Annotated in this window: 26 protein-coding genes and 1 pseudogene; 12 read left to right on the top strand and 15 right to left on the bottom strand. The window is 74.4% G+C overall.

Features of this window, described 5'->3' with window-relative positions:
* Nucleotides 1-316 precede the first annotated feature (316 nt).
* Nucleotides 317-1,717, top strand: coding sequence for a GNAT family N-acetyltransferase (locus ACH4LD_RS18825; protein WP_398058800.1), 1,401 nt, complete (start codon nucleotides 317-319; stop codon nucleotides 1,715-1,717).
* Nucleotides 1,718-1,735: 18 nt separating this feature from the next.
* On the opposite strand, the gene ACH4LD_RS18820 is transcribed toward ACH4LD_RS18825, so the two are convergent.
* On the bottom strand, nucleotides 1,736-2,938 hold the full coding sequence (locus ACH4LD_RS18820; protein ID WP_398058801.1) for a trans-sulfuration enzyme family protein: 1,203 nt from the start codon (nucleotides 2,936-2,938) through the stop codon (nucleotides 1,736-1,738).
* Nucleotides 2,939-2,998: 60 nt separating this feature from the next.
* On the opposite strand from ACH4LD_RS18820, the gene ACH4LD_RS18815 reads away from it, so the two are divergent.
* The 6 genes from ACH4LD_RS18815 (at nucleotide 2,999) to ACH4LD_RS18790 (ending at nucleotide 9,747) form a co-directional block, all read left to right on the top strand.
* A complete protein-coding gene (locus tag ACH4LD_RS18815) occupies nucleotides 2,999-3,484 on the top strand; it encodes an Lrp/AsnC family transcriptional regulator (protein ID WP_058083750.1) in 486 nt (161 codons plus the stop codon).
* Nucleotides 3,485-3,537: 53 nt separating this feature from the next.
* Entirely contained in the window at nucleotides 3,538-5,229 is a 1,692-nt protein-coding gene (locus tag ACH4LD_RS18810; RefSeq protein WP_398058802.1) for a DUF885 domain-containing protein, read from the top strand.
* Nucleotides 5,230-5,979: 750 nt separating this feature from the next.
* Nucleotides 5,980-6,702 (top strand): hypothetical protein, encoded by a 723-nt coding sequence (locus ACH4LD_RS18805; protein WP_398058803.1) that lies wholly within the window; start codon nucleotides 5,980-5,982, stop codon nucleotides 6,700-6,702.
* 158 nt (nucleotides 6,703-6,860) lie between these two features.
* The gene (locus ACH4LD_RS18800; protein ID WP_132788427.1) at nucleotides 6,861-7,091 is read left to right on the top strand and encodes a ferredoxin; all 231 of its coding nucleotides are present in this window, start codon (nucleotides 6,861-6,863) and stop codon (nucleotides 7,089-7,091) included.
* Nucleotides 7,081-8,472 (top strand): NAD(P)/FAD-dependent oxidoreductase, encoded by a 1,392-nt coding sequence (locus ACH4LD_RS18795; protein WP_398058804.1) that lies wholly within the window; start codon nucleotides 7,081-7,083, stop codon nucleotides 8,470-8,472. The genes ACH4LD_RS18800 and ACH4LD_RS18795 overlap by 11 nt, the downstream gene beginning before the upstream one ends.
* 36 nt (nucleotides 8,473-8,508) lie before the next feature.
* Nucleotides 8,509-9,747, top strand: a complete 1,239-nt coding sequence (locus ACH4LD_RS18790; protein WP_398058805.1) for a cytochrome P450 — start codon at nucleotides 8,509-8,511, stop codon at nucleotides 9,745-9,747.
* A 13-nt stretch (nucleotides 9,748-9,760) separates the two neighbouring features.
* On the opposite strand, the gene ACH4LD_RS18785 is transcribed toward ACH4LD_RS18790, so the two are convergent.
* From ACH4LD_RS18785 to ACH4LD_RS18765, 5 genes are all read right to left on the bottom strand, one after another.
* Entirely contained in the window at nucleotides 9,761-10,861 is a 1,101-nt protein-coding gene (locus tag ACH4LD_RS18785; protein ID WP_398058807.1) for a sensor histidine kinase, read from the bottom strand.
* A complete protein-coding gene (locus ACH4LD_RS18780) occupies nucleotides 10,858-11,511 on the bottom strand; it encodes a response regulator (RefSeq protein ID WP_398058808.1) in 654 nt (217 codons plus the stop codon). The genes ACH4LD_RS18785 and ACH4LD_RS18780 overlap by 4 nt, the downstream gene beginning before the upstream one ends.
* A 132-nt stretch (nucleotides 11,512-11,643) precedes the next feature.
* Complete coding sequence (locus ACH4LD_RS18775; RefSeq protein WP_398058809.1) at nucleotides 11,644-12,300, bottom strand: histidine phosphatase family protein; 657 nt, start codon at nucleotides 12,298-12,300, stop codon at nucleotides 11,644-11,646.
* A gap of 157 nt (nucleotides 12,301-12,457) precedes the next feature.
* Nucleotides 12,458-12,961 carry a GNAT family N-acetyltransferase gene (locus ACH4LD_RS18770; RefSeq protein WP_398058810.1) on the bottom strand — a complete coding sequence of 168 codons (504 nt, stop codon included), beginning with the start codon at nucleotides 12,959-12,961 and terminating at the stop codon, nucleotides 12,458-12,460.
* Nucleotides 12,962-13,043: 82 nt separating this feature from the next.
* Complete coding sequence (locus ACH4LD_RS18765) at nucleotides 13,044-13,520, bottom strand: rhodanese-like domain-containing protein (RefSeq protein WP_132788434.1); 477 nt, start codon at nucleotides 13,518-13,520, stop codon at nucleotides 13,044-13,046.
* A gap of 94 nt (nucleotides 13,521-13,614) precedes the next feature.
* Here ACH4LD_RS18765 and ACH4LD_RS18760 point away from each other — a divergent pair, with 94 nt between their 5' ends.
* Entirely contained in the window at nucleotides 13,615-14,061 is a 447-nt protein-coding gene (locus ACH4LD_RS18760; RefSeq protein WP_132788435.1) for an Lrp/AsnC family transcriptional regulator, read from the top strand.
* A gap of 9 nt (nucleotides 14,062-14,070) precedes the next feature.
* Here the strand turns inward: ACH4LD_RS18760 and ACH4LD_RS18755 are convergent, their stop codons facing one another.
* From ACH4LD_RS18755 to ACH4LD_RS18735, 5 genes are all read right to left on the bottom strand, one after another.
* The gene (locus tag ACH4LD_RS18755; protein ID WP_398058811.1) at nucleotides 14,071-17,061 is read right to left on the bottom strand and encodes an AAA family ATPase; all 2,991 of its coding nucleotides are present in this window, start codon (nucleotides 17,059-17,061) and stop codon (nucleotides 14,071-14,073) included.
* Nucleotides 17,058-18,221: an exonuclease SbcCD subunit D gene (locus ACH4LD_RS18750; protein ID WP_398058812.1), complete on the bottom strand. Its 1,164-nt coding sequence runs from the start codon at nucleotides 18,219-18,221 to the stop codon at nucleotides 17,058-17,060. Before ACH4LD_RS18750 ends, ACH4LD_RS18755 begins: the two co-directional genes overlap by 4 nt.
* 107 nt (nucleotides 18,222-18,328) lie before the next feature.
* Nucleotides 18,329-18,955, bottom strand: coding sequence for a YigZ family protein (locus ACH4LD_RS18745; RefSeq protein WP_398058813.1), 627 nt, complete (start codon nucleotides 18,953-18,955; stop codon nucleotides 18,329-18,331).
* A gap of 35 nt (nucleotides 18,956-18,990) precedes the next feature.
* Nucleotides 18,991-19,533 carry a SixA phosphatase family protein gene (locus tag ACH4LD_RS18740; RefSeq protein ID WP_398058814.1) on the bottom strand — a complete coding sequence of 181 codons (543 nt, stop codon included), beginning with the start codon at nucleotides 19,531-19,533 and terminating at the stop codon, nucleotides 18,991-18,993.
* A gap of 247 nt (nucleotides 19,534-19,780) precedes the next feature.
* Complete coding sequence (locus ACH4LD_RS18735; protein WP_398058815.1) at nucleotides 19,781-20,740, bottom strand: hypothetical protein; 960 nt, start codon at nucleotides 20,738-20,740, stop codon at nucleotides 19,781-19,783.
* Nucleotides 20,741-20,883: 143 nt separating this feature from the next.
* Between ACH4LD_RS18735 and ACH4LD_RS18730 the strand changes: the two genes are divergently transcribed.
* Both ACH4LD_RS18730 and ACH4LD_RS18725 read left to right on the top strand, forming a co-directional pair.
* Nucleotides 20,884-21,291 carry a CoA-binding protein gene (locus ACH4LD_RS18730; protein WP_398058816.1) on the top strand — a complete coding sequence of 136 codons (408 nt, stop codon included), beginning with the start codon at nucleotides 20,884-20,886 and terminating at the stop codon, nucleotides 21,289-21,291.
* Nucleotides 21,292-21,363: 72 nt separating this feature from the next.
* Nucleotides 21,364-21,606 (top strand): annotated as a pseudogene (locus tag ACH4LD_RS18725) (4-hydroxybenzoate 3-monooxygenase); the annotation flags it as partial.
* A gap of 5 nt (nucleotides 21,607-21,611) precedes the next feature.
* Here the strand turns inward: ACH4LD_RS18725 and ACH4LD_RS18720 are convergent.
* The gene (locus tag ACH4LD_RS18720; RefSeq protein ID WP_398058817.1) at nucleotides 21,612-21,977 is read right to left on the bottom strand and encodes an ArsR/SmtB family transcription factor; all 366 of its coding nucleotides are present in this window, start codon (nucleotides 21,975-21,977) and stop codon (nucleotides 21,612-21,614) included.
* 61 nt (nucleotides 21,978-22,038) lie between these two features.
* Between ACH4LD_RS18720 and ACH4LD_RS18715 the strand changes: the two genes are divergently transcribed.
* Nucleotides 22,039-23,169 (top strand): cation diffusion facilitator family transporter, encoded by a 1,131-nt coding sequence (locus ACH4LD_RS18715; protein WP_398058819.1) that lies wholly within the window; start codon nucleotides 22,039-22,041, stop codon nucleotides 23,167-23,169.
* A gap of 41 nt (nucleotides 23,170-23,210) precedes the next feature.
* Here the strand turns inward: ACH4LD_RS18715 and ACH4LD_RS18710 are convergent, their stop codons facing one another.
* Both ACH4LD_RS18710 and ACH4LD_RS18705 read right to left on the bottom strand, forming a co-directional pair.
* Nucleotides 23,211-23,768 (bottom strand): YbaK/EbsC family protein, encoded by a 558-nt coding sequence (locus ACH4LD_RS18710; protein ID WP_132788442.1) that lies wholly within the window; start codon nucleotides 23,766-23,768, stop codon nucleotides 23,211-23,213.
* A gap of 32 nt (nucleotides 23,769-23,800) precedes the next feature.
* On the bottom strand, nucleotides 23,801-24,373 hold the full coding sequence (locus ACH4LD_RS18705) for a helix-turn-helix domain-containing protein (RefSeq protein WP_398058820.1): 573 nt from the start codon (nucleotides 24,371-24,373) through the stop codon (nucleotides 23,801-23,803).
* 109 nt (nucleotides 24,374-24,482) lie between these two features.
* On the opposite strand from ACH4LD_RS18705, the gene ACH4LD_RS18700 reads away from it, so the two are divergent.
* Entirely contained in the window at nucleotides 24,483-25,340 is an 858-nt protein-coding gene (locus ACH4LD_RS18700; protein ID WP_398058822.1) for an EamA family transporter, read from the top strand.
* Between the two features lie 11 nt (nucleotides 25,341-25,351).
* Here ACH4LD_RS18700 and ACH4LD_RS18695 read toward each other — a convergent pair whose 3' ends face one another.
* A complete protein-coding gene (locus tag ACH4LD_RS18695; protein WP_132788445.1) occupies nucleotides 25,352-26,116 on the bottom strand; it encodes an acyltransferase in 765 nt (254 codons plus the stop codon).
* Between the last annotated feature and the right edge of the window lie 54 nt (nucleotides 26,117-26,170).

Raw genomic sequence — 26,170 nt, 5'->3', positions numbered from 1 at the left:
GCGCCCGCCGCCCCCCCCGCGGCGGGGGGGGGGGCTGGGGCGGGGCCCGCCCGCGCCGGGGGCCGCCCCCGCGGCCCCCCCCACGGCTCCGCTCCCGAGCTCGCCTCACGGTTCACGCGGTGCGGCTGGGCACGGTGGAGGTGGCCGCCTGATCGGACCGTGGCGCCCGCGCCCGCTCCGGTTCCCATGGCCGTTCTCGTCGCCCTCGACAGTAGAAAATGCAATAAAGAGGACGGAAGCATGCTTTACCCATCGGTCACAATCAGTTCGTGATCACGCAACACCCTTCCTTCACAGTGGCTGCATGACTCCAGACATGCCTGATGTGACCCGGGCGAGGCACGGGCGGCCCGTGCACCACTGGCGGCGGGACGTCGTCGAACTCGCCGCGCTCTTCACCGCCGTGGCCGTCGCGGACGCGGTCGCCAACCTGATCGGGCACGGGCCCGACGGCCCGGCCCTGCTGATGATCTCGGCCATCGTGCTGGCCGCGACGGCCGGCTTCCACGTGTGGTGGTCACGCCGCCACGGACACGCGCCGCCGGTGAGCGATACCGGTGCCCGGCCGGCCGCCGCGACGCGGCCGGCCGGGCCTTCCGAGCAGCCCGCCGCCGACGAGGTCACGAGCGCGCTCTGGCGGATGCGGACGACGGTGAAGGACGAGCCGGGCTCCCTGGCCGCCCTGTGCACGGCGCTCGCCGAGCGGCGGGTGGACATCCTGAGCCTGCAGACGCACCCGCTGGCCGACGGCACGGTGGACGAGTTCCTGCTGCGGGCGCCGGGCGCGCTCGCGGCGGCCGAGATCACCCGGGCGGTCGCGCTGGCCGGGGGCACGGCCACCTGGATCGAGCGGGCCGACGCCCATGACCTGGTCGACGCGCCCACCCGGGTGCTCGGGCTGGCCGCCCGCACCGCCCTGGACACCGCCGAACTTCCCCTCGCGCTGCGCCAGTTGCTGGGCCGCTGCACGATCCGGACACTGCCCGGCACACCGGCCGGGGGCGGCCGTGGCCCCGAGCCGGTGCCGGTCGAAGGGGTCCTGGAGGACACCGTGATGCGGCTGCCGGCGCCCGAGGGCGGGGTGCTCACCGTGGAGCGGCCGTATCTGCCGTTCACCCCGACCGAGTTTGCCCGCGCCCGGGCGCTCGTGGAGCTGGACACCCGGCTCGGGCCCCGGATCCCCCGCGGGCACGATGTGCTGACCCTGCCCGAGGGCGACCACATCACCGTGCGCCGGGTCGACACCGGGGACCTGGCGGCGGCCCGGGCGATGCACGACCGGTGCTCGCCGCACACCCTCGGCCTGCGCTACCACGGCCCGGTCGGCGACGCGGACCGCTATCTGAACCACCTGCTCAGCCCGCGCTTCGGCCGGACGCTGGCCGCGCAGACCGCCTCCGGCCGGATCGTCGGCCTCGGGCATCTGCTGTGGGACGGCGACGAGACCGAGGTCGCGCTGCTGGTCGAGGACGACTGGCAGCAGCGCGGCGTCGGCGGTGAGCTGCTCAGCCGCCTGGTGGCGATGGCGGCGGAGGCCGGCTGCGAGAGCGTGTACGCCGTGACGAAGGCGTCCAACACCGGCATGGTCGCCGCGATGCGCGGGCTGGGCCTCCCGCTGGACTACCAGGTCGAGGAGGGCACCCTGGTGATCACGGCCCGCCTGGATGCCACACCGGTCGCCACCACGCCTGGCGCCCAGCCGCCCCGCCTCGGCTGACGGCCCCGGCAAGGAGCTTCAGCGCACCGCCTCCCGCAGCGGCGTCACCCGGCGTCCACGGGGAGTGCCCAGGGCCTGGTCCAGGTCGGACCACAGGTCGCCGACGTCCTCCAGGCCCACCGACAGCCGCAGGAGCCGGTCGCTCACCCCGGCCCCGCGGCGGTCCTCGGCGTCCACGATGCGGTGGCTGATGGAGGCGGGGTGCTGGATGAGCGTGTCGACGCTGCCCAGGCTCACCGCGGGGGTGACGAGCCGGACCCGGGAGATCACCTCGTGCGGGTCGCCGTGCACCTCGAAGGCGATCATCGCGCCGCCGAGCCGCGGATACCGCACCCGGGCCACGCGCGGGTCGGCGGCGAGCCGGCGGGCCAGTTCGGCGGCGTTCGCGGAGGCCGCGCGCACCCGCACCGGGAGCGTGGACAGCCCCCGCAGCAGCAGGTAGCCGGCGAGCGGATGCAGGACTCCCCCGGTGGCGAACCGTATCTGCCGTAGCCGGCCCGCGAACTCCTCGTCGCAGGCGACCACCCCGGCCAGCACATCGCCATGACCGCCCAGGTACTTGGTGGCGCTGTGCAGCACCAGCCGGGCGCCCTGCTCGGCCGGGCGTTGCAGCACCGGCGTGGCGAAGGTGTTGTCCGCGAGCAGCGGCACCGAGCCGCAGGCGTGCGCGATGCCCCGCAGGTCGAGTTCGGCGAGGGTCGGATTGGCCGGGGACTCGACCATCACCAGACCGGTGTCCGGGCGCAGCGCGTCCGCGACGCCGGCCGGGTCGGTCCAGGTGACCTCCGTGCCGAGCAGCCCGGCGGTGAGCAGGTGGTCGCTACAGCCGTACAGCGGCCGTACCGCGACGACATGGCGCAGGCCCATGGCAGACCGTGCGAGCAGGACCGCGCTGAGCGCGGCCATGCCGCTGGCGAAGGCGACGGCGGACTCGGTGCCCTCCAGGCGGGCGAGCGCGGTCTCGAAGCGGGCGACGGTCGGGTTGCCGAGGCGGCCGTAGACGGGCGGTCCGACCGGGTCGGCGCCGTCGGCGGCGAAGGCGTCGATGCGGGCGGCCTCGGCGCGGCTGTCGTAGGAGGGGTAGGTGGTGGACAGGTCGATCGGCGGGGCGTGCAGGCCCTGGCGGGCGAGGTCGTCGCGGCCGGCGTGCACGGCCTCGGTGGCCAGCGCTCTCGATGCGGTGCGTACGTCGTCGTAGGCACTCGTGCTCGATGTGTCCATGGCCGGAAGGGTGAACAACGGACGGTTCCCGGGGACCGGACGCCGTGCTACGTTCGGCCGGTGGCCGATTCCGTCGTACTGGATCCGGTCGATCTGCATCTGCTGCGGCTGTTGCAGAACGACGCCCGGACCACCTACCGCGATCTCGCCGCGCAGGTGGGCGTGGCGCCGTCGACCTGTCTTGACCGGGTGACGCGGCTGCGCCGCTCGGGCGTGATCCTCGGGCACCGGCTACGGCTCGATCCGGCCAAGCTCGGGCGCGGCCTCCAGGCACTGCTGTCGGTGCAGGTGCGCCCGCACCGGCGGGAGCTCGTGGGACCGTTCGTGGAGCGGATCCGGGCGCTGCCGGAGGCGCGGTCGGTGTTCCATCTGACCGGGCCCGACGACTACCTGGTGCATGTGGCCGTCGCGGACATGGCCGATCTCCAGCGGCTGGTGCTGGACGAGTTCACGGCGCGCCGCGAGGTGGCACGGGTGGAGACCCGGCTGATCTTCCAGCAGTGGGAGTGCGGGCCGCTGCTGCCGCCCGGCCACGCCCAGAGCTGAATCCCGGCGAACACGGATGACGCGGCGATCGTCCTCGTACGAGGATGGGCCGCATGTCTGACACCCAGAGCCCGCTGCCCCGTCAGGTCGCCGACGCCTACGTCGACGACCTCATCGCCCTCGATCCGGTCACCGGTACGTACCTCGGTGTGAAGGAGAGTTCGAGCAGGCTGCCCGACTACTCACCGGCCGGTCAGGAGGCCCTGGCCGCGCTGGCACGGACCACCCTCGCGAGGCTGGACGAGGCCGAGCGGCGGCCCGGTGCGGACAGCGACGCGGAACGGCGCTGCGCACGGCTGCTGCGGGAGCGGCTGACCGCCGAGATCGCCGTGCACGAGGCGGACGAGCATCTGCGGGCGATCGGCAACATGAGCACGCCGGGCCACTCGGTGCGGGACATCTTCACGGTCACCCCGGCGGACACGGAGGAGGACTGGGCGGCGATCGCCGAGCGGCTGCGCGCGGTGCCGGGAGCCCTCGCGGGTTACCGCGAGTCGCTGCGACTCGGCCTGGACCGCAAGCTGTTCGGCGCTCCCCGGCCGACCGCCACCTTCATCGACCAGCTCACCGAGTGGACGGACACGGACGGCACGGGCCGCGGCTGGTACGAGGACTTCGCCGCCGCGGGTCCGCAGGCGCTGCGCGCCGAGCTGGACGAGGCGGCGCGTGCGGCGACCGGCGCCCTGGTGGAGCTGCGGGACTGGCTGCGGGACGTGTACGCGCCGGCGATCGAGGGCGCCCCGAACGTGGTCGGCCGGGAGCGGTACGCGCGCTGGGCCCGCTACTTCAACGGCACCGACCTGGACCTGGACGAGGCGTACGCGTACGGCTGGGCCGAGTTCCACCGCATCCTCGGCGAGATGAAGAAGGAGGCGGAGAAGATCCTGCCCGGTGCCAAGACGCCGTGGGTGGCGCTCGCGCACCTGGATGAGCACGGCCGGCACATCGAGGGCGTGGACGAGGTCCGGGAGTGGCTCCAGGGCCTGATGGACAAGGCGATCGATGAGCTGGACGGCACGCACTTCGAACTCGCCGAGCGGGTGCGGCGGGTGGAGTCGTGCATCGCCCCGCCCGGCGGCGCGGCGGCCCCCTACTACACGGCCCCGTCGGAGGACTTCTCCCGGCCCGGCCGCACCTGGCTGCCCACGATGGGCCTGACCCGCTTCCCGGTCTACGACCTGGTCTCGACCTGGTACCACGAGGGCGTGCCCGGCCACCACCTCCAGCTCGCGCAGTGGGCGCACGTGGCCGAGAACCTCTCCCGCTACCAGGCGACGGTCGGCGGGGTCAGCGCCAACATGGAGGGCTGGGCGCTGTACGCGGAGCGGCTCATGGACGAGCTCGGCTACCTGACGGGCCCGGAGGAGCGGCTCGGCTACCTGGACGCGCAGATGATGCGGGCGGCCCGGGTGATCGTGGACATCGGCATGCACCTGGAGCTCGGCATCCCGGCGGACTCGCCGTTCCACCCCGGGGAGCGGTGGACGCCGGAGCTGGCCGAGGAGTTCTTCGGCGCGCACAGCAGCCGTCCGGCGGACTTCGTGGAGAGCGAGCTGACCCGGTACCTGACGATCCCGGGCCAGGCGATCGGCTACAAGCTCGGGGAGCGGGCGTGGCTGCTCGGCCGGGAGAAGGCGCGCGAGCGGCACGGCGACGCGTTCGACCTGAAGGCCTGGCACATGGCGGCGCTGTCGCAGGGCTCCCTGGGCCTGGACGACCTGGTGGACGAACTGTCGCGGCTGTGACGGCTCACGCCGTCCGACTGCGACGGCTCACGCCATCCGGCGCTGACCGCTCACGCCGCCTGGCTCTGACCGCCCGCGCCGTCCGACTGTGACCGCTCACGCCGTCCGGCACTGACCGCTCACGCCGTCCGGCACTGACCGCTCACCTTGTCCGGCTCCGGCCGCCCGCGTCAGCGCCGGGGGCCGCCTTCCGGGGGACGACCTCGCCCGTGATCCGGCCCGCCTCGTCGATGGCCGACCAGACGATGAGGCGGGCCGGGTTGTCGCGCGCCCCAGCGCCCGGCGGGGAACCGCGCGGCCACGGCCCCTGCCGGCGAGCGTCATGGACGGGGAACGGCCGACGGAGGTGAGGGGGCCTTTCTGGAGGGCGTAGGTGGTCCAGGGCATGCCGGCATCGTGCGCACGTGGTCGTGCGGATGCGCACCGGCGCCGTGGGCGGCCGGCCGCCGGGCCACGCCGGGGCCCGGTCCCGGTCCCACGGCTCCCGCCGGTGACGCGTGCTGTACCTCTCTCGACCTGGGCGGTCCTCCCAACTGGGCCACGCAGGCCGGTCAGCACGGTCGGCCCTCCCAGCGGGCCGCGCAGGGGGCAGGGGTCGCGGCGCAGTCCGGCGGAGTGTGGGGATGGACGCCCGGCTCCGGGGGCGGTCCTCCCAGAATTCCGCTCGGCCGTACGGACGCCTCCCGCTGGCGCGGGCGGGAGCCGGACGGCTAGCTGGTGCCGGGGGCCGATGCGGAAGGCGGGCCGGGCATGCAGGAGACGGGGCCGGGGGCCGATGCCGAAGGCGGGCCGGGCACGCAGGAGACGGGGCCGGGGCAGGAGGCGCTGCAGACACCGCGCGCCGCGGGGCTGGCCGGGGTCGTCTTCGCGCTGCTCCTGGCGGCGGCGATCGTCCTGGTGAGGCTGGGGATCCCGGAAGGGGCCGACGCGGTCACCGCGCACGGCTTCACCGACTCCGCACGGCGCCGGGCGCTGCGGACGGCCCTCGCGCTGGTGCCGTTCGCCGGCATCTTCTTCCTGTGGTTCATCGGCGCGATCCGCGCGCACGTCGGCGCGGGCGAGGACAAGTTCCTCGCGACGGTCTTCCTGGGCAGCGGGCTGGTCTTCACCGCCACGCTGTTCGGCGCGGCCGCGGCGGCGAGTGCCGTGCTCGTGGTGGCCCACCCGGCCGGTGTCTCACCGCTGCCGGCCACCTGGGACTTCGGCCGCCACCTCGCGTACACGCTGATGACGGAGTACGCCATGCGGATGGCGGCCGTCTTCGTGTCCTCGATGTCGGTCATCGGCCACCGCCTCGGTGTGCTGCCGCGCCGGCTCACGGTCCTGGGCCTCCTCACCGCTCTGACGCTGCTGTTCGCGTCGTCCAACGTGCCGTGGGCGGAATTGGTCTTCCCGGCCTGGTCGCTGCTGCTCAGCGTGCACATCCTCCTGGCCGGCCGCCGTGACGGTCCCCGGCCCGCCGGCGCCGGATGACACCCGGGACGCCGGCCGCTCACTCGATCGGCGTGCCCGGCGCGCGGTCACCCCGCCCGGGCTCGCATGCTGGCGGGCGGGGGACGACCGCCGTCCGGAGCCGCCCGCGCTCGCCGCGCGGTGCGTCCGGACCTGGCCATGGGAAGGGCGGAGCGTCGATGAGGCTCGTCGTCGATCTCAACAAGTGTCAGGGGTACGCGCAGTGCGCGTTCCTCGCGCCCGACGTCTTCACCATGCACGGCGAGGAGGCGCTGATCTACGACCCGCGCGCGGCCGAGGAGCAACGGGAGCGGGTGGCGCGTGCCGTGGCCGCCTGCCCGGTGCAGGCGATCACGGCCGACGGACTGGATCGCGCGGGAGGGGTGCGGGAGGCGTCCGATGGCCGCTGACTACGTGGAGTGGCTCAGGCGTGAGGGCCGGATCGTGATCGTGGGTGCCTCACTGGCCGGTCTGCGGGCCGCCGAGACGCTGCGCGCGGAGGGCTTCGCCGGTGAGCTGACCCTGGTCGGTGACGAGCCCCACGAGCCGTACGACCGGCCACCGCTGTCGAAGTCCGTGCTGCTGGGCAAGGCGTCCCCGCACCACACCGAGCTGCCGCACCGACGGGAGATCGACGCCAAGTGGCGCCTCGGCGTGGCGGCGACCGGCCTGGACCTGACGGCCAAGCGGGTCCGGCTGGCGGACGGCGACGAGGTGGAGTACGACCGGCTGCTCATCGCGACGGGCGTGCGGGCCCGGCCGTGGCCGAAGGAGGACGAGGCTCGGCTGAACGGCGTGTGTCTGCTGCGCACGCGGGAGGACGCGGCGGACCTGTACCGGCGGCTGAAGGCGGGGCCGCGCCGGGTGTTCGTCATCGGCGCCGGGTTCGCCGGTTCGGAGGTCGCCTCGGCGTGCCGGGAGATGGACCTCCAGGTGACCGTGGCGGAGCGCGCGGGCGCGCCGCTGGTGGGCGCGCTCGGTGGGGTCGTCGGTGCGGTCGCGGCGGACCTCCAGACCGAGAACGGGGTGGATCTGCGCACCCATGTCACGGTGACCGCGCTGGAGGGTGACGCGGTCGGCCGAGTGCGGGCCGTCCATCTGTCCGACGAGAGCGTGGTCGAGGCGGACGTGGTCGTGGTCTCGCTGGGTTCGCTGCGGAACACCGAGTGGCTGACCGGGTCGGGGCTCGGTGCCGGGCCCCGGGGCATCGCCTGTGACGCGGGCTGCCGGGCCTTCGACTTCCGGGGCATCGTCACGGACGACGTCTTCGTGGCGGGCGATGTGGCGCGCTCCCCGCACGCGCTCTTCGGGTACCAGTTCCTGTCGCTGGAGCACTGGGGCAACGCCGTGGCCCAGGCGGAGACCGCCGCGCACAACATGATCTGCCACGGTGCCGACCGGCGGCCGCACCTGTGGATGCCCGCCTTCTGGTCGTCGATGTTCGGTGTGAACATCAAGTCGGTCGGGGTGCCGCCCATGGGCGAGCAGCTCATGATCACGCAGGGCTCGCTGACCGAGCGCCGGTTCGTCGGGGTCTACGGCTACCAGGGCCGGGTCGTGGCCGCCGTGACCTTCGACAACACGCGGTGGCTGGAGTTCTACCAGCGGCAGATCGAACGGGGGGCGCCGTTCCCGGTGGAGTACCCGACGGTGGACCGGCGTCCCGAGGGCCGGCAGCCGGTGCCGGCCGGGTTCCCGGACCCGTCCCTGCCGACGCACGGCCCCATGGTCACCCTCAGCGGCTACTCGCCGGCCGACCAGCAGCTGGTCTTCCACCCCGCCCGCCACTGACCCCCGCCCACGGCCCCGACGTCCCAAGGACCCGCCATGCCGCACGCCTCGATCGCGCGCCAGATCACCGACTACGCCAACCGCGCCAACCCGTACCCGGTCTACGAGGAACTCCGCAGGACGCCGGTGCTCCACGAGGAGGAGGGAGGCCCGTACCTCATCAGCTCGTACTACGACATCAAGGCCCTCCTCCACGATCCGCGGATCAGCTCCGACGCCGCCAACCTGGCCGCCGCAGGGGGCGACGGGCTCGACCAGAGCGAGGAGACGGGAGGGCTGCCGCCGTCGTTCCTGCGTCTGGACCCGCCCGAGCACGACCGGCTGCGGCGCATCGCCAACAGCGCCTTCGGACCGCCGCACCGGCCGCGGCGGATCGAGAACATGCGGGGCGAGATGCGGCAGATCGTCACCGAGCTGATCGACGGGTTCGGCGACGCGCGCCAGGTCGACCTGGTCGACCAGTTCGCCTATCCGTTCCCCGTGACGGTGATCTGCCGGCTGCTCGGGGTTCCCCGGGAGGACGAGCCGCGGTTCCGCACCTGGGTCGACCCGCTGGTCGCGAGCCTCGACCCGGCGGCCGGCCCGGACGAGGACGCCGACGCGCGGAAGGCGACGCGGGAGGCCCGTATGCAGCTCGGCATGTACCTGGCCGGGCTGGTCGAGGAGCGCACCAAGGAGCCGCGGGACGACCTGTTGTCCGACCTGGTGGCCGGCCGGGGCCCGGACGGCTCGCTGTCGATGATGGAGGTGCTCAGCACCTCGGTGCTGCTGCTGATCGCCGGTCATGAGACGACGGTCAACCTGATCACCAACGGCATGCTCACCCTGCTGCGCCACCCGGAGATCCTCGGACGGCTGCGGGAGGACCCGGGTCTGTCGGTCAACATCGTGGAGGAGCTGCTGCGCTACGAACCGCCCGTGCAGTTGGTGCCGCAGCGCACCTGCATCGCCGACATCGAGGTGCGCGGGGTCACGATCCCCAAGGGCTCGCGCATCTGGCTGGTGCTCGCCGCGGGCAACCGGGACCCGGAGCGGTTCAAGGACCCGGAGCGCTTCGACCCGGACCGCGGCGACATCCAGCACCTCGGTTTCGGCAGCGGCATCCACAGCTGTTTCGGCGCCCCGCTGGCCCGGCTGGAGGCCCAGATCGCGCTGTCCGAGCTGGCCCGGCGGCTGGAGGGTCCCCGCCTGGTCGAGGACCCGCCGCCGTACCGGCGCAACGCCGTGCTGCGCGGCCCCCGGCACCTGGGCGTCGCCTTCGACGGGCTGCGCTGAGCACGTCGTCCGCTCACCCCGTGATGTCCGCCGGCAGCACCACGCAGACCTCGTAACCGCCGTCGCTCGTCGGGCCCGCGGTCATGGTGCCGCCGAGGAGTTCGGCGCGCTGGCGCAGCCCGATCAGGCCGTGGTGGGCGCCGGGCAGCGGCAGTGGCGGCTGGGTCGGCGCGGTGTTGGTGACCCGGACCCGGACGGAGCCGTTGGCGTGCAGCAGGTCGATGCGCGCCTTGGCGCCGGGAGCGTGTTTACGGGTGTTGGTCAGCGCTTCCTGGACCGTGCGGTAGACCGCGCGCTGGACGGTGGCCGGGAGCCCTTCGGGCAGGTCCGTCTTCAGCTCGGTCTCGATGCCGCAGCTTTCGGCGAGCCGCTGGATGTCGGTGAGCGCCGGCTGCGGGGTCAGCTCCGTGGGATGGCCGCCGGAGGCACGCAGGACGCCGACCATGTGGCGCAGCTCGTCCAGCGTCTGCACGCTCAGTCGCCGGATCGTCGCCGCGGCCTCCTTGGTGTCCGCGTCGTCCGCGCCGACCTGGAGCGCTCCGGCGCGCACGGCGATCAGGCTGACCTGGTGGGAGACGACGTCGTGCATCTCCCGCGCGAGCTGGGCGCGCTCCCTGGCCAGGACGGCCTGGGCGGTCAGCAGCTGCTGGTGGTCGCGCGCCTCGGAGATCTCGGTCAGTCGTAGCGACAGGTCGCGCCGGGTCCGCACGAGCTGCCCGAGGAACACGGCGGCGGCCGCGGTGGCGGCGCTGTAGCCGAACGGGATCAGCCTGGCGAGCTCGGTCAGATCGAAGTTCGGTGACGGCACGGCCGTCGTGTCGCAGAACGCGAAGGCCAGGACGCACAGGAGCAGCAGCGTCCGGGGGCGGCTGAGGGAAGCGAGCGTGTACAGCGCGGCCAGGCAGGCGACGACCGAGTCGGACAGCAGGACGGCCGGGAGGGTCAGCAGGAAGGTGAGCAGCGGCTGCCGCCGGCGCAGCAGCAGGACGACGGCGGCGCCCAGGGCGCAGGCCATCCGCAACGGCTCGGCGATGTCCCAGTGGGCCCACACGTCGAGGAGGGCCATGGCCATCGCCACGCCGTCCAGCAGCAGCGGGGACGGACGGCGGGTCATCCCGTCTCCTCCGCGAGGAGGCCGGCCCGCTGGGCGAACAGGGCGGCCTGGACCCTGCCGCTGACCTCCAGCTTGGTGAGGATGGCGCTGACATGGTCCTTGACCGTGCCGGTGCTCAGGTGCATGCGGGCCGCGATCTCGGCGTTCGACAGGCCCTCGGCGATGAGGAGCAGTACCTCACGCTCCCGGCCGGTGAGCCGTCCGAGGGCCTTGGGCGGGCGTTCCGGCGCTCCGGCGCTCAGATAGCCGTCCACCACCGTGCGCGTGACCTTGGGCGACAGCACCGTGCCGCCGCGGGCCAGGCTCTGCACGGCCAGCGGCAGCGCCTCGGGGTCGGTGTCCTTGAGGAGGAATCCGGCGGCGCCCGAGCGCAGTGCCGTCTCCACGTACTCGTCCATGTCGAACGTGGTCAGCATGGCCACCACGGGGGGCTCCCGCAGCCTGCGGATCTCGCCCAGGACGGTGAGCCCGTCCACGTCCGGCATGCGGATGTCGAGCAGCACCACGTCGGGGTGCTGCTCGCGCACCGTCCGCAGGGCCTGGCCGCCGGACACCGCGCCGACGACCTCGATGCCGTCGGCGGCGGCCAGGATGCGCTGGAAGCCGGTGCGGATCAGGGCTTCGTCGTCGACCACCAGTACCCGGATCACGTGCGCTCCAGCCTGTACGGAACCACTGTCCGATTCGTACCACGCCCGGGGCGGCTTCGCCGCTGGGCGCCGTACGGACCGGCGCCGGCGGCTCCGGTGCCGTGATCAGGTGGTGGGGTGTCCCCCGCGGTGTCAGGGCCGGCCGGTGAGGCACACGCGCTGTCGCGTGGTGGGCATGGTCGGCACCGCGACGGTGGGCACGCCGTCGGCCGACTGACGGCGCTGGGGGACGGTGAGCCGGTCGTACCGGGTGCTCCAGCAGCCGTCGCGCAGTGTGAGGGTGACCGCCGACGCGGGCGTGACCTGGAGGTGCCGGAAGGAGCGGGCGGGTACGGACAGGGCGTGGACCAGCGCGGCCCTGATGACGGACGCCTCGGTGATCACGAGGATGCGTCCCGTGTCGGCGGGCAGGGTGCCCAGCCAGGCGGCCGTCCGGCGGCAGAGTTCGCGGACGGTCTCACCGCCGTGCGGTGCGGCGTCGGGATCCGTCAGCCAGCGGGACAGACCATGGGGGTCCACGGCGGCGATGTCCTCGGGTGTGCGGCCGTCCCAGGAGCCGTGGTCGAGGTCGCGCAGGGCGGGCTCGGGCGCGGCCGCGACGGCGAGGGCCTCTGCGGTCTGCGCGCAGCGGGCGGAGGGCCCGCGCAGGGCCACCGCGTACGGTGGGAGGGTCGCTGTCATGGCTGCCAGCTCACGCCGGCGGCGCTCACTCACGGCACCGTCCCCGAAGACCCGGCCGAGGCCGCCTTCGGCGGTGGTCGCGCAGAGCATCGTCAGTCGCACCGTCACTGTCCGACCTCCTTCTCCGATCGGGAGGGCCACGCGGCCGGCGGACCAGCCGGGGCAGAGCCGTTTCCCTTGGTCAGAACGTTCCAGGAAAGGTGCTCCTTCAACCTCCGGCAGGTGGCCGGACCACCCCCGCCGACCGGCGGGGCGTCCCGCCGGTCTACGGCCGGAGCGTGACCAGGTCGCACTGGTACCAGGTGCCCGGCTTACCGCCGAGGTCGGCGGGGTCGGCCGGTCCGATCGGGACGAACCCCGATTTGGTCAGCACCCTGTGGGACGCGACGTTGTGGTGGGAGGTGGCCGCTCGCAGGACGCGCAGTCCGTGCCGGCGTGCCGCCAGGCGGCACAGCTCCCGGACGGTCTCGGTGGCCACGCCGCGGCCGGCGACGTGCTCGGCGACCCGGTAGCCGAGTTCCGCGGTGCGGTTCTCGATGTTGACCAGGTTGAACCGGCCGAGGACGGACCCGTCGTCGGCGAGGAGCACGTAGAAGGCGCAGCTGCCGGCCTCCTGTTCGGCCAGCAGGGCGTCGTAGCGGTCGGTGAACTGCTCGAAGTAGTCGTCGCCGCGGTCGGAGACGAAGTCGGCGAAGTAGGCGCGGTTCGACAGTTCGAAGTCCAGGACCGCGGGGGCGTGGCTGGCGTGCAGCCGCTTCAGCTCGGGCACTGCCCGACTGTACCCGGGCGGGGTGCCGGGGCCACGTGCGTTGCGCCGACCGATCGACCGCCGCGCGCCGCGGGGGCGCGTCTCAGCAGCCGCACTCGCCCGCCAGGGGTGCCGTCAGCGGGTCGGCGTCCCGGCGCGCCGGGCCCTGCCAGGTCTCGTAGGGGAAGCCCTCGCGGGCCCAGTACTCGAAGCCGCCGAGCAGCTCCTTGACCTGGTATCCGAGTTCGGCGAGGGCGAGGGCGGCGCGGGTGGCGCCGTTGCAGCCGGGGCCCCAGCAGTACGTCACCACCGGCACGTCCCTGTCGAGGAGCCGGGCGGCCTGCTCCGGGACGAGCGCGGTCGGCAGGTGGACCGCGCCGGGGATGTGGCCCTGGTCCCAGGACTCGGTGGAGCGCGAGTCCACGACGACGAAGCCGGGGTCGCCGCCGGCCGCGAGCGCGGCGGCGACGTCGGAGACGTCGGCGTGGAAGGCGAGGCTCGCCCGGAAGTAGGCGGCGGCCTCCGCGGGAGCGGCCGGGGCGACGCGGAGGACGGGGTTCTCGGAAGCGGTGTTGATCATGTGGGGAAATCTACGGTCCGGGGGCCGCCGCCTGAAGGGACGATCCCCGGGATCGCCCTTGCCCGGCCGGGGATTCCCCTGCTATCCATCCGGGATGACCGCGCATTCCCCGGACGCCACCGACTGGCGCATCCTCGACGTCCTCCAGCGCGACGGACGGGCCAGCTACGCCGAGCTGGCGCGGGCCGTGTCCATGTCGCCGAGCGCCGTCACCGAGCGGGTCCGGCGGCTGGAGGAGGCCGGCGTGATCCAGGGGTACGCGGCGGTGGTCGACCCCGAGCGGCTGGGCCTGCCGATCCTGGCGTTCGTGCGGCTGCGCTATCCGAACGGCAACTACAAGCCGTTCCACGACCTGGTCGCGGCGACGCCCGAGATCCTGGAGGCGCACCACGTCACGGGCGACGACTGCTTCGTCATCAAGGTCGCCGCGCGGTCCATGTCCCATCTGGAGGAGATCTCGGGACGGATCGGCGCACTGGGCTCGGTGACCACCAGCGTCGTGTACTCGTCCCCGCTGCCCCGGCGCCCGCTGGGCCGCTAGGCCCTGTCGTCAAACTCCCGTCTGCCGCAGGGTGGAGCCCGAGCGGTCCTTGACGACCTCCAACTGGGCGTGGATCCGGCGGCGCAGGTCGGCGACGTGGCTGACGATGCCGACGCTGCGGTCGCGTTCGCGCAGGGAGTCCAGGACGTCCAGGACCTCGTCCAGGGTCTGGTCGTCCAGGCTGCCGAAGCCCTCGTCGATGAAGAGGGTGTCCAGGCGGACGCCGCCGGCCTCGTCGGTGACGACGTCGGCGAGGCCGAGCGCGAGCGCGAGGGAGGCGAAGAAGGTCTCTCCGCCGGACAGGGTGGCGGTGTCCCGTTCCCGTCCGGTCCAGGCGTCGACCACGTGCAGCCCCAGGCCGGAACGTCCGCGCCCGGTGCGGTCGTCGGAGTGGACGAGGGTGTAGCGGCCCGACGACATGCGCTGGAGGCGGACGGTCGCGGCGGCGGCGACCTGTTCGAGGCGGGCCGCCAGGACGTACGACTCCAGGCGCATCCGGCGTTCGTTGTCGGCGGAGGTGCCCGCGGTGAGGGCGGCGAGCCGGGCCACCCGGTCGTACTCCTCGCGCAGCGGGCCGAGCCGGCGTACGGCCTGGGTGGCGCGGGCGGAGAGACGGTCGAGCTGCGCGCAGCAGCGGGCGGCGGCGTCACGCGCGGAGGCCGCCTCGCGCAGCCGCCGTTCCGCGGCGGCCGCCGTCTGCTCGGCGGTGGCCGGGTCCACGGGCGGCTGCTGGGCGGCCGCCGCGGTGGCGGGCTCGGCGAGGACCGCGCGGACGGCGGCTTCCTCCTGCTGCCAGGCGTCCAGGCGGTGCTGGAGTTCACGGTGGGCGGCCGGGTCCAGGAGGGCCGCCGCGGCGGCCTGCGGGGTGTCGAAGCCGGCCCGGTAGGCGGCGTCGGCGAGGCGGGCGTCGGCGTCCTTCAGGCGCTGGGCGGCGTCCTCGGCGGCGCGCACGGCGTCGGCGGCCTCGGTGAGCAGGGCCGCCCGCCGCTCCAGCTGGGCGGCCCGCGCGGCCACGCTGTCGGCGCTGCCCCGGGCCTGCTCCAAGTCCGCCCGCAGCTGGGCGTGTTGCCGCTCCAGGGTGTCGCGGCGGGTGAGCCGGGAGGCGGCCCGTACGGCGGCCTGCTGGCGGTCGGCGAGCCGCTGCTCGCGCTCCCGCTCGGCGCGCCGCAGCTCCTCCTGGGCGGGGTGCAGCGCGGAGGCCGCGCGGCGGGCGCGGGCGTACTCCTGCTCCAGTCGGTCCGCCTCGGTGGCGAGTTCACCGGTGGGCGTGTCGCCGGCCTCGGCGGTGGCGGCGGCCAGGGCCTCGCGGACCACGCCGAGACGCCGCTCGTCCTCGGTGTACTGCTCCTCGGCCCGCTGGTGGGCGGCGAGGGCCTGGTCCTCGGCCTCGCGGTCGACGTGTCCGGCGACCTTGCGAGCGGGGGCGGGGTGTTCGGTGGCTCCGCAGACCGCGCAGGGCTCACCGTCGGTGAGATGGGCTGCCAGTTCGGCGGCGATGCCGTTCAGGCGCTGTTCCTTGACGTCGAGCCAGTGGGCGCGGGCGTCGAGGGCGCGCTGCCGTGCGGCACGCGCCTGCTGCTGGGCCTCTTCGAGGTCGGCGGCGAGCCGGTCGCGGGTGCGGGCCGCGTCGAGCCGGCGTCGCATGGGGGCGCGCTGGACGGCGAGCTGTTCGGCGCGGGTGGCGGCCTCCCGGGCGGAGTCGACGCGGGTCTGGAGGGTCGCGCGGAGGCCGTCCCAGTCGGCGAGCCAGGCCTCGGCCTCGCGCAGGACGTCCTCGTCGGCGCGTTCCTGCCGGTCGAGTCCGGCCCGCTCCTCGGCGAGCTCGGTGAGCCTGCGTTCGGCGCGCCGGGCCGCGTCCAGGCCGCCCAGTTCCTCGGCGGCCCGGCGGGCGGCGGCGGCGAGTCCGCCGGCGTCCGCGTCGGCGTGGGAGTCGGGCAGCAGTCCGCGCGCGTGTGCCTCGGCCGCGGCGGCCCGGCGGTGTTCCGCCTCGGTGGCGTCCCGCAGCTCCAGGGCGGGGGCGACCGCCTCCGCCTTGCGGGCGCGGTCCATGCGCCGCTGGGCCTCGCGGTGGGCGCCTGACCGCTCCTGAAGGCGCTCGGCGCGCTGCCGGGCCTCGGCGAACCGGGCCTGGAGGCGGGCGAGTTCGCGTATCTCGTCCAGGGCGCGGCGGGCCGCGGCGTGGGCGGACTCGGCGGCGGAGAGCCGGCAGTGGGCGACGGTGAGGCGCTCCCGCGCGGTGCTGCGGGCCACGGCGGCGGCGCCGAGGACGGCCTCGGCCAGCCCGGGGTCGCCGGGGGCCAGGTCGGGCAGCTCCATGGCGTCGCCGGCCTCCTGCTGCATGCGGTGGGCGTCGGCGAGCAACGCCGTGTCGCCCTCGCGCACGCGTGCCTCGGTGGCGCGGCGGCGTTCGGCGAGGCGCTTCTCGACGTCGGCGAAGCGCTGGGTGTCGAAGAGACGGCCGAGGAGCCTGCCACGGGCCTCGGCGTCGGCGCGCAGGAAGCGGGCGAAGTCGCCCTGGGGCAGCAGGACGACCTGGCAGAACTGCTCCCGGCTCATGCCGAGCAGCTGGGTGATCTCCTCGCCGATCTCCTGGTGGGAGCGGCTGCGGTCCTTCCAGACGCCGGCCGTGCCGTCGTACTCGCGCAGCCAGGTCTGGGCCTTGTCGACGGTCGTGCCCGTGCCCCGCAGCTTGGGGCGCTCCCACGGGGGCTGCCGGGTGATCTCCAGCCGGCGTCCGGCGACGGTCAGTTCGAGACGGACCTCGGTGCGGGTGCCCGGCCGGGCGTGGTCGCTGCGCAGGGTCGCGCCCTGGCCGCTCTGCCGGGCGCCGGGGACGGAGCCGTAGAGGGCGTAGCAGACGGCGTCCAGGACGGAGGTCTTGCCGGCGCCGGTCGGGCCGTGCAGCAGGAACAGCCCGGCGGCGGACAGGGCGTCGAAGTCGACGCTCTGGGCGCCCCCGAAGGGCCCGAAGGCGGTGAGGTCGAGCCGGTGCAGTCTCACCGGGCCACCTCCCGCACGGCGTCGTCGGCGCGCACGGCGTCGAACGCCTCGCGCAGCACGGCCGTTTCGTGCTCATCGGGTCCGGCACCGCGCACATGGGCGACGAAGTCCTGGGCGATCTGCTGGTCGCTGCGGCCGGCGAGGCGGCGGGCGTACGACACCTGGGGGTCGTCCGGGGTGCGCTCGGGGGCGAATACCAGGCTGAGGGTGTGCGGGAAGCGCTCGGTGAGCCGGGCCATGGGGTCGGCCGGGCGGACGGGGTCGGTGAGGGTGGCCTCGATCCAGGCGTCCTCGTGGCGGGTCAGCTCCGGGTCGGCGAGGAGGTCGTCCAGGGTGCCGCGGACGCGGGCGAGCGGGCGGGGCACCGGGCAGTCGACGCGTTCGGCGGTGACGGAGCCGTCCGCGTCCAGGTCGATCAGCCACATGGTCTTGCGGTGGCCGGCCTCGGAGAACGAGTAGGCGAGCGGCGAGCCGGAGTAGCGCACGCGCTCGGTGATGGTCTGGCAGCCGTGCAGATGCCCGAGCGCCGCGTAGTCGACGCCGTCGAAGATCCCGGCCGGTACGGCGGCCACCCCGCCGACGGTGATGTCCCGCTCGCTGTCGCTGGCCTGGCCGCCGGTGACGAAGGCGTGGGCGAGGACGACGGAACGCGTGCCACGCGCGCGTGTGGCGAGGTCGGCGCGGACGCGGTCCATGGCGGCGCCCAGCACCGCCTCGTGGCCGGCCTTGTCGACGCCGAACTCGTCCTTCACCAGGGCCGGTTCCAGGTACGGCAGGCCGTAGAAGGCCACGTCCCCGTGGGCGTCCCGGAGCACGACGGGGGTGCCGGCGGCGGACGGCTCGGTGCGCAGGTGGATGCCCGCGCGGCCGATGAGTCCGGCGCCGACGCCGAGCCGGCGGGCCGAGTCGTGGTTCCCGGAGATCATCACGGTGGGCACGCCGAGGTCCGCGAGGCGGTGCAGGGTGGTGTCGAACAGCTCGATCGCGGCGAGCGGGGGCACCGCGCGGTCGTACACATCGCCCGACACGACCACCGCGTCCACCTCGCGCTCACGCACGGTGGTGACGAGGTGACCGATGAACTCGGCCTGGGCCCCGAGCAGGTTCACCCGGTGGAAGGCCCGGCCGAGGTGCCAGTCGGACGTGTGCAGGATCCTCATGATCCCCGAGACTAACGGCCGGGTCTGACATCACGGGCGGTTACTCCTGTACCAGCCCGTCATGACCCGCACACCACAAGTCCGTTATGCCCGGTTCACCCCAATCGTCAGGCGTCTCCGTAGGCTTCGCCGCCGAGTTCGAAGCCGGCCGTGCCCGCCGTCACATCGGCGAGCCAGGCGCGGAAGGCGTCCACGTCGGCGTCCGGCAGGCCGATCTCGATGGCGACGGCCTCGCCGTAGCGGACGTCGCGCACCTCGCGTCCGGTGGCGCGCAGGTCGTTCTGCACCTTGCCGGCGCGCTGGTGGTCGACGGTCACGGTGGCCAGCCGGAAGCGGCGCCGGGTGATCGTGCCGAGCGCGTCCAGGGCCTCGCCGACCGAGCCGCCGTAGGCGCGGATGAGTCCGCCGGCGCCGAGCTTCACGCCGCCGTAGTAGCGGGTGACGACGGCCACCACGTACCGCATGTCGCGGCGCAGCAGCATCTGGAGCATGGGCACGCCGGCGGTGCCGCCCGGTTCGCCGTCGTCACTGGCCTTCTGCACGGAGGCGTCGGCGCCGATAACGTACACCCAGCAGTTGTGGGTGGCGTCCGCGTGCTCCTTGCGCACGGCGGCGATGAAGTCCTGGGCCTCCTGCTCGGTGGCGGCCGGGGCGAGGGCGCACAGGAAGCGGGAGCGGTTGATCTCGGTCTCGTGCACGCCCGCGCGGGCGACTGTGCGGTACTCGTCCTGCATCCCGCCAGCCTATGCGAGCGCCGGGACGCCCCCGGTCAGCTCTTCTTCTTCCCGCGCGGGACCGTGAACGACGTGAGCAGGGCCACGCCCGGGGCCAGGGTCGGCCAGTCGGTGCCGTGCCAGGCGAGCACGGCGATGGCGCTGGTCGGGAACTTCGCCCGCACCCGGTCCAGGGAGTCGTCGAGGCCGTCCGCGGCCAGCGTCAGGACCAGCTCCTCCAGGCCCGGGTTGTGGCCGATCAGCAGCAGCGTCCGGACCTCCGGCGGCGCCTCGCGCACGACCTCCAGCAGCTCGGGTACGCCGGCCGCGTACAGTCGCCGGTCGTAGCGCACCGGCGGCGGAGTGGCCCACTCGGCGGAGGCCAGCTCCCAGGTGCGGCGGGCGCGTACAGCGGTGGAGCAGAGGGCGAGATCGGGCAGCGTGCCGGCGGCGAGCGCCCGCCCGGCGGCCGGCGCGTCACGCAGCCCGCGCGGCGCGAGCGGTCTGCGGTGGTCCTCCACGCCCTCGGGCCACGCGGACTTCGCATGCCGCAACACCACCAGCCGCCGCAGCGGACCCACGGCCGCCGGGGCGTTCACGCGGGGCTCCCGACGGGACGCGGCACCGACGCCCCGCCACGGCCCCCGACGGCCCCAGGCCACCCGGACCCGGACCCGGCGCACCGCAACACCACCAGCCGCCACAGCCGCCCCACAGCCGTCGGGGCGTTCACACGAGGCCCCCGACAGGACCCGGCACCGACGCCCCGCCACGGCCCCCGACGCCCGGACTCACCCCATGGCAACACCACCAGTCGCCGCACCTGACCGGCACCCGCCGGGGCGTTCACGCGGGGCTCCCGAGGTCGTGCGCCAGGTCGAGGGCGAGCAGACGGTCGGCGTAGGCGTACGTCTCGAAGCGGGCTCCGTCCGTGAGGTCCGGGGCGCGGGCCACGTCCCGGAGCACGTCCAGCACCCCGGGCAGGTCGAGATCGTTCTCCCAGGCGGCGCGCAACCGTCCGCGCACCGGTTCCGGCACCGGCCGCGAGGGGTGCCGCGCCCATCCGGCCACGGCCCGCCGCCAGTCGGCGAGCTGCCCGGCGGCCCGGTCCAGGGCGCGGCCGTCGAGCCTCGCGGGCTGGTGCCGGGGGACGGAGAGCAGGGCGAGCCGCAGCGCGGCGGGGTCGGCGAGCAGCGCCGGGAGCGACGGCTGCGCCCCGGCCCACTCCACCGGGGCGACGGCGGCCAGCGGGCCCTCACCCCGTGCCCCCGGCACCGAGTCCCCCGTCGGGCCCGCGGCCGACCGAGCCACCGGCGCCGGGCCCTCGGCCTGCTCGCCCCGCGGCAGCACCGCGGCCGACGGGCCTTCGGCGCCCTCCTCCAGTGCCGGGGCAGACGCCGCTCCCCCAGCCGACTCGCCCGGAGGCCCGCCCCGCACCGGCCCCTCATGCGACTCCCCCGGCGTCACATCCGACCCGCCCGCCGTACCCGTCGTAGGCCACTCCGCGACGTGGATCACCTGGGCCTCGCCCAGTCCGGACGCGAGGTCGCGGTCGTCCTCGAAGGGGCGGACGGCGAGGTGGGTGGCGGCTGTGCGGAGTTCCGGCTGGTCGCGGGGGGCCGTCAGGATCGTCCAGACCGGGGTACCGCCCAGTTCCAGCGCCCGTACCAGCAGATCCGCGGTGAGCAGCACCCGCAGGGCCGTCGGGTCGAGGCCATGGGCGTGGGTCTCGATACGGGTCAGGCCGCGGCGGGCGGGCGCGGCGGGGACGGGCTCACCGGTTCGGGCGTCGAGAATGCGCAGCACGGGGCGAGCGTAGGCGGGCGGGCGCCCGTGTGCAGCGGCTTGCGCCGATTCCGGACAGCGTGGCGGGGTACGGCGGGAATCCACACCCGCCCCGGCGATGTTGCCGGGACGCACGAGTTCCCCGCAGCCCGAGGAGGCGGCCGATGTACGGCGACGACGCGACGATCCGCAGGATCCTGACCGAGCTGGGCGACACCTGGGCGGTGGTGGGCCTGTCCTCGAACCGGAACCGGCCCGCCTACGAGGTGGCGCGGGTGCTCCAGCGGTTCGGCAAGCGGATCGTGCCGGTGCACCCGAAGGCCGAGACGGTGCACGGGGAGAAGGGCTACGCCTCCCTTGCGGACATCCCCTTCGACGTGGACGTGGTGGACGTCTTCGTCAACAGCGCCCTGGCCGGCGCGGTGGCGGACGAGGCCGTGGCGAAGGGCGCGCGGGCGGTGTGGTTCCAGCTGGGGGTCGTCGACGAGGCCGCCTACGAACGGACCCGGGCGGCGGGCCGGGAGATGGTGATGGACCGGTGCCCGGCGATCGAGATTCCCCGCCTGAACTAGCCTGGCTCACCTTCTTCTCGCCATTCGGCGCGGAATATTGCCATTCCCAGCTCTGCTGGACCAAGGCCACCGCTCGTCGCCCAGCCGACCGGGGGCGACGCCACGGGGCTGGACGGCTACTCGGACGCGTGCCTGCGGCGGGTGTGGGACTACCAGGAGTTCTCGGAGTGGCTGTCCGTGATCTACCACGGCACCTCCTCCGGCGACCCCTACCGCGCCGGCACCACGCTGGCCCGGCTGCGCCGGATATTCACCTCACCGGTTGCGGCGGCGGCCTTCGCCGAGCAGTACCTCGGGACGGCCCGCGCGTTCTGAACCGGTCAGCGCCCCGCCCCGCCGCCCCCTTCGGCGAGGCGGTGGTCGGCCGTCCTGAGAGCCTCCTCCACCAGGCGCCGCACGTGTCCGTGGCGCAGTGAGTAGATCACCCGGCGGCCCTCCTTGCGGGTGTCCACCACTCCGGCCAGTCGCAGCCGGGCCAGGTGCTGGCTGACGGCCGGCCGGGCGGCGCCGCACGCCTCGGTGAGCGTGCCGACGTCGGCCTCGCCGGCCGCCAGGGTGTGCAGCAGGGCGAGCCGGGTGCGGTCGCCGAGCAGGGCGAGGAGTTCGGCGGCGAGCGCGAACTGCTCCTCGCCCGGGCTGCGCTCGTGCGCATGGTGCGCAGGTGACAGGTGCATGCGTGCGCTCATACGCACATAATGGCTCCGTGGGCGTCGTGCGTCCACTCCCGCCCACCGGAAGGGGATCGACGTGAGCGACCGGCACCCCCATGAGCACGGCCCGCACCAGCACGGCCCGCACGAGCACGCCCCGCATGAGCACGGCCCGCGTAAGCACGGCTCACATCAGCACAGCCCCGACCAGCACGCCCCGCACAAGCATGCGCACGGCACCGCCCGCCTGCGCCACCGCCTGGCCCATCTCCTCACCCCGCACTCCCACGAGACCGCCGGGAAACTGGATCCGGCGCTGGAGTCCTCGGTGCGCGGCACGCGCGCGCTGTGGGTGTCGCTGGCCGTGCTGGGGGCGACCGCGCTGGCCCAGGCGGCCGTGGTGGCGGTGTCCGGATCCGTGGCGCTCCTCGGGGACACGGTGCACAACGCGGCCGACGCGCTGACCGCCGTCCCCCTCGGCATCGCCTTCGTGCTGGGCCGCCGGGCGGCGACCCGCCGGTTCACCTACGGGTACGGCCGTGCCGAGGATCTCGCGGGCCTGGTGATCGTGTTGACCATCGCCGCGTCGGCGGCCTTCGCCGCGTGGGCGGCCGTCGGCCGGCTGCTCGACCCGCGCCCGGTCGCGCAGCTGCCGGCTGTCGCGCTGGCCGCACTGCTCGGCTTCGCCGGCAACGAATGGGTGGCCCGGTACCGGATCCGGGTGGGCCGGGAGATCGGCTCGGCCGCGCTCGTCGCCGACGGGCTGCACGCGCGTACCGACGGGTTCACCTCGCTGGCCGTGCTGCTGGGCGCCGGGGGGTCGGCGCTGGGGTGGCACCTGGCCGACCCGCTCGTGGGGCTGGCGATCACGGCCGCGATCGTGCTGGTGCTGCGGGACGCGGCGCGGGAGGTCTTCCGGCGGGTGCTGGACGCCGTCGACCCGGCACTGGTGGACCGGGCCGAGCGCGCGGTGCGCGAGGTGGCGGGGGTGCGTGAGGTGGGTGAGCTGCGCCTGCGCTGGATCGGGCACCGCCTGCGGGCCGAGCTCACGGTGGTGGTGGACGGCGAGGCGACGCTGCGCCAGGCCCACGCGATCGCCGTCGAGACCGAGCACGCCCTGCTCCACGCGGTGCCGCGTCTGACGGCCGCCCTGGTCCACGCCGACCCGGCCCCGCGTCCGGGAGAGGCGGACCCCCACCTGACACTGGCGCACCACGCGACGACGTGAGCAGCGCCGGCGCGGGACCGGGCGACGGGCCGGCCGAGGGGTCAGGCGATGCCCAGGCCGTCCAGCACCACCGCGCCGGGCAGCTCGGCCAGGGCCTTGCCGGGGACCAGGAGCTTGCCGCGGCGGCGGCCGCTGCCCACCAGGACGTAGGGCAGGTCGACGACGGCCGAGTCCAGCAGGACCGGCCAGCCGGTGGGCAGGCCGAGCGGGGTGATGCCGCCGTACTCCATGCCGGTCTCGCCGGTCGCCGTCTCCATGGAGGCGAAGGAGGCCTTGCGGGCGCCCAGTTGGCGCCGGACGACCCCGTTGACGTCGACCCGGGTGGTGGAGAGCACCACACAGGCGGCCAGCGTGGTCTCGCCGGCCCGCTTGCCCGCGACCACCACACAGTTCGCCGACCGCTCCAGCAGGTCCCGGCCGTAGTGCTCCACGAAGACGGCCGTGTCGGCCCACTGCGGCTCGGTGTCGACGTACAGGATCCGGTCGGCCGGGACCGCGCCCTGCCAGTCGCGTACGGCGTCGGCGACGGGAGCGGTCAGTTCCTCCAGGCGGTCCGGTGCCGGAACGGCCGTGTCGAAGTCTCCGATGGGTGCGCGCATGGCCGCACGCTAGCAGCCCCTTCCGGCGCGGTTCAGCGCACCGGCGGCACCGAGACGGCCATCACCATCTCCATGGGTTCCGCACCCTCGTTGCCGTACGTGTGCGGCGTACTCGCCTCGAACGTGGCGCTCGCCCCGGCCGGGACCAGGTGCTTCACCCCGTCGACGGTGAGGGTCAGTTCACCGGCGGTGACGTGGACGAGTTCCACCGTGCCCGCCGGATGCGGGTCGGACGGGCTCTGCTCGCCGGGCATCAGCCGCCAGTCCCACATCTCCAGCGGGCCGGGCGCCTCCGTTCCCGCCAGCAGGCGGTTGTAGCTGCCGGCCTCGGTGTGCCACAGCCGTACGGCCTGCTCGGCGGGGACGATGCGGACCTTGGGGCCCTGTTCGTAGTCGAGCAGCGTGGTGACGCTGACGCCGAGCGCGTCGCCGATCTTGACGACGGTTCCGATACTGGGGTTCGTCCGGGCCTGCTCGATCTGGATGAGCATGCCGCGGCTGACCCCCGCGCGGGCGGCGAGCGCGTCCAGGGTGAAGCCGCGTTCGGTGCGCCACCGCTTGACGTTGCGCGCCAGGGACTGGGTCAGCAGGTCGAGGTCCGACACGTTGGGTCCAATATCCGGGAAGTTCAATATAATTGATGGCTCAGTTCAATGAACTGCATTACGGTGGGGTACACCTGATCGTTCACCGAACTGTACTGCGAGGCCGGCCGTGACAGCGTTCTTCGCCCTGACCACCAGTCTGCTGTGGGGGCTGGCCGACTTCGGCGGCGGACTGCTGACCCGGCGCACCCCGGCGCTCACGGTCGTGGTGGTCTCGCAGGCAGTCGCGGCGGCCGTCCTGGGCGCGCTCGTGCCGGCCACGGGCGGCTGGGGCGAGGCCGGGCCCCGGCTGTGGTTCGCGTTCGCGGCGGGCCTGGTGGGACCGGTGGCCCTGCTCTCCTTCTATCAGGCGCTCGCCCTCGGCCCCATGGGTGTCGTCTCCCCCCTCGCCACCCTCAGCGTCGCCGTCCCCCTCGGTGTCGGCCTCGCCCTCGGCGAGCGGCCGGGGCTGCTCCAGGTCGCGGGCATCGCGGTCGCCGTCACCGGGGTCGTCCTCGCCGGCGGCCCGCAACTGGGAGGCGCGGCCGTGCAGCGGCGCGCGATCCTGCTCACCCTGGTCGCGGCGCTCGGCTTCGGCACGGTCTTCGCGCTGATCACGGAAGCCTCCACCAATGTGACGGGGCTGTTCCTCGCCCTGTTCGTGCAGCGGCTGACCAATGTCACGGTGGGCGGGGCCGCGCTCGCCGTCTCCGTCCGGCGCGGCGGCACCGCCCTCCCGGAGGGCGGCTTCCCCTGGACGTCCCTGCCCGCGCTGGCCTTCGTCGGACTCGCCGACGTCGCGGCCAACGGCACCTACGCCGTCGCCGCCCGAAGCGGCCCGGTCACCGTCGCGGCCGTGCTGGCCTCGCTGTATCCGGTGGTGACCGCGCTGGCCGCGCGTGGCTTCCTCAGCGAGCGGCTGCGCGCGATCCAGGCGGCGGGAGCGGGCCTGGCCCTGCTCGGCACACTGCTGCTGGCGACCGGCTGAGCCGGCCCGCGTCAGCCCTCGGGCTCCAGCGCGGCGAGCCGGGCCACCGCGTCCTCGTCCAGATCCGCGAGCGCCCGCAGCTGCCCCGGCGTCATGCCGTCCGGGATCGGCACCGGGGCGGGGGTCCGCAACGGCGGCTGCCAGCCCTCGCCGGGCGTCCAGCGCCGTACGACCTTGGCGGGCGCACCCGCCACCACCGCGTGGTCGGGCACCGTGCCCCGCACCACCGCGCCGGCCGCCACGACCACGTTCCGGCCGATCCGCGCGCCCGGCAGGATCACCGCGCCGGTGCCGATCCAGCAGCCCGGGCCGATCTCGACCGGCTCCATCCGCGGCCACTGCCTGCCGATGGGCTCGTGCGGGTCGTCGTAGGAGTGGTTGGTGGAGGTGACGTAGACGTACGGGCCGAAGTAGCAGTCGCTGCCGATGGTGACCGTGGTGTCCGCGATGACATGGCTGCCGCGGCCGAGGACCACGCCGTCGCCGATGCGCAGGATCGGCTCCGGGCCGAGGTCCAGGTCGGGCATCAGGCCCGCGGTGAGGGTGACCTGCTCGGCGATGATGCAGTGGGAGCCGAGCCGGATCCAGGGCTCGCCGAAGACCGTGCCGAGCGGGAAGGCCAGCCGGGTGGCCTCGCCGATGGAGCCGAAACGGAAGCCCGCGGGGCGTTCGGCCGTGACGGACCCGTGGCGCTGCATCCAGGACCAGGCCGCGTGTACGGCTCGCTGGGCGAGGCCCTGTCGCCAGGACGAGAACGTGTTCTTGCGCTTCGGCACGGGGTCACGTTACTCACCGGTCGCTTCCGGCGGAGAGGGCGGGCCGCTGTGATC

Source organism: Streptomyces sp. NPDC017676 (assembly GCF_044329325.1).
Lineage (GTDB): Bacteria > Actinomycetota > Actinomycetes > Streptomycetales > Streptomycetaceae > Streptomyces.
Note: the sequence above shows the minus strand (reverse complement) of the source record. Positions and strands in the feature narration are given on the sequence as shown.

Bases quoted from the DNA above. Each gene is read 5' to 3' on its own strand.
- ACH4LD_RS18745 (WP_398058813.1), bottom strand. From the start codon at position 18,955: ATGCAGGACGAGTACCGCACAGTCGCCCGCGCGGGCGTGCACGAGACC.
- ACH4LD_RS18760 (WP_132788435.1), top strand. From the start codon at position 13,615: ATGACCGCGCATTCCCCGGACGCCACCGACTGGCGCATCCTCGACGTC.
- ACH4LD_RS18710 (WP_132788442.1), bottom strand. From the start codon at position 23,768: ATGCGCGCACCCATCGGAGACTTCGACACGGCCGTTCCGGCACCGGAC.
- ACH4LD_RS18825 (WP_398058800.1), top strand. From the start codon at position 317: ATGCCTGATGTGACCCGGGCGAGGCACGGGCGGCCCGTGCACCACTGG.
- ACH4LD_RS18795 (WP_398058804.1), top strand. From the start codon at position 7,081: ATGGCCGCTGACTACGTGGAGTGGCTCAGGCGTGAGGGCCGGATCGTG.
- ACH4LD_RS18750 (WP_398058812.1), bottom strand. From the start codon at position 18,221: ATGAGGATCCTGCACACGTCCGACTGGCACCTCGGCCGGGCCTTCCAC.
- ACH4LD_RS18785 (WP_398058807.1), bottom strand. From the start codon at position 10,861: ATGACCCGCCGTCCGTCCCCGCTGCTGCTGGACGGCGTGGCGATGGCC.
- ACH4LD_RS18730 (WP_398058816.1), top strand. From the start codon at position 20,884: ATGTACGGCGACGACGCGACGATCCGCAGGATCCTGACCGAGCTGGGC.
- ACH4LD_RS18800 (WP_132788427.1), top strand. From the start codon at position 6,861: ATGAGGCTCGTCGTCGATCTCAACAAGTGTCAGGGGTACGCGCAGTGC.
- ACH4LD_RS18805 (WP_398058803.1), top strand. From the start codon at position 5,980: ATGCAGGAGACGGGGCCGGGGGCCGATGCCGAAGGCGGGCCGGGCACG.
- ACH4LD_RS18810 (WP_398058802.1), top strand. From the start codon at position 3,538: ATGTCTGACACCCAGAGCCCGCTGCCCCGTCAGGTCGCCGACGCCTAC.
- ACH4LD_RS18720 (WP_398058817.1), bottom strand. From the start codon at position 21,977: ATGAGCGCACGCATGCACCTGTCACCTGCGCACCATGCGCACGAGCGC.
- ACH4LD_RS18765 (WP_132788434.1), bottom strand. From the start codon at position 13,520: ATGATCAACACCGCTTCCGAGAACCCCGTCCTCCGCGTCGCCCCGGCC.
- ACH4LD_RS18790 (WP_398058805.1), top strand. From the start codon at position 8,509: ATGCCGCACGCCTCGATCGCGCGCCAGATCACCGACTACGCCAACCGC.
- ACH4LD_RS18820 (WP_398058801.1), bottom strand. From the start codon at position 2,938: ATGGACACATCGAGCACGAGTGCCTACGACGACGTACGCACCGCATCG.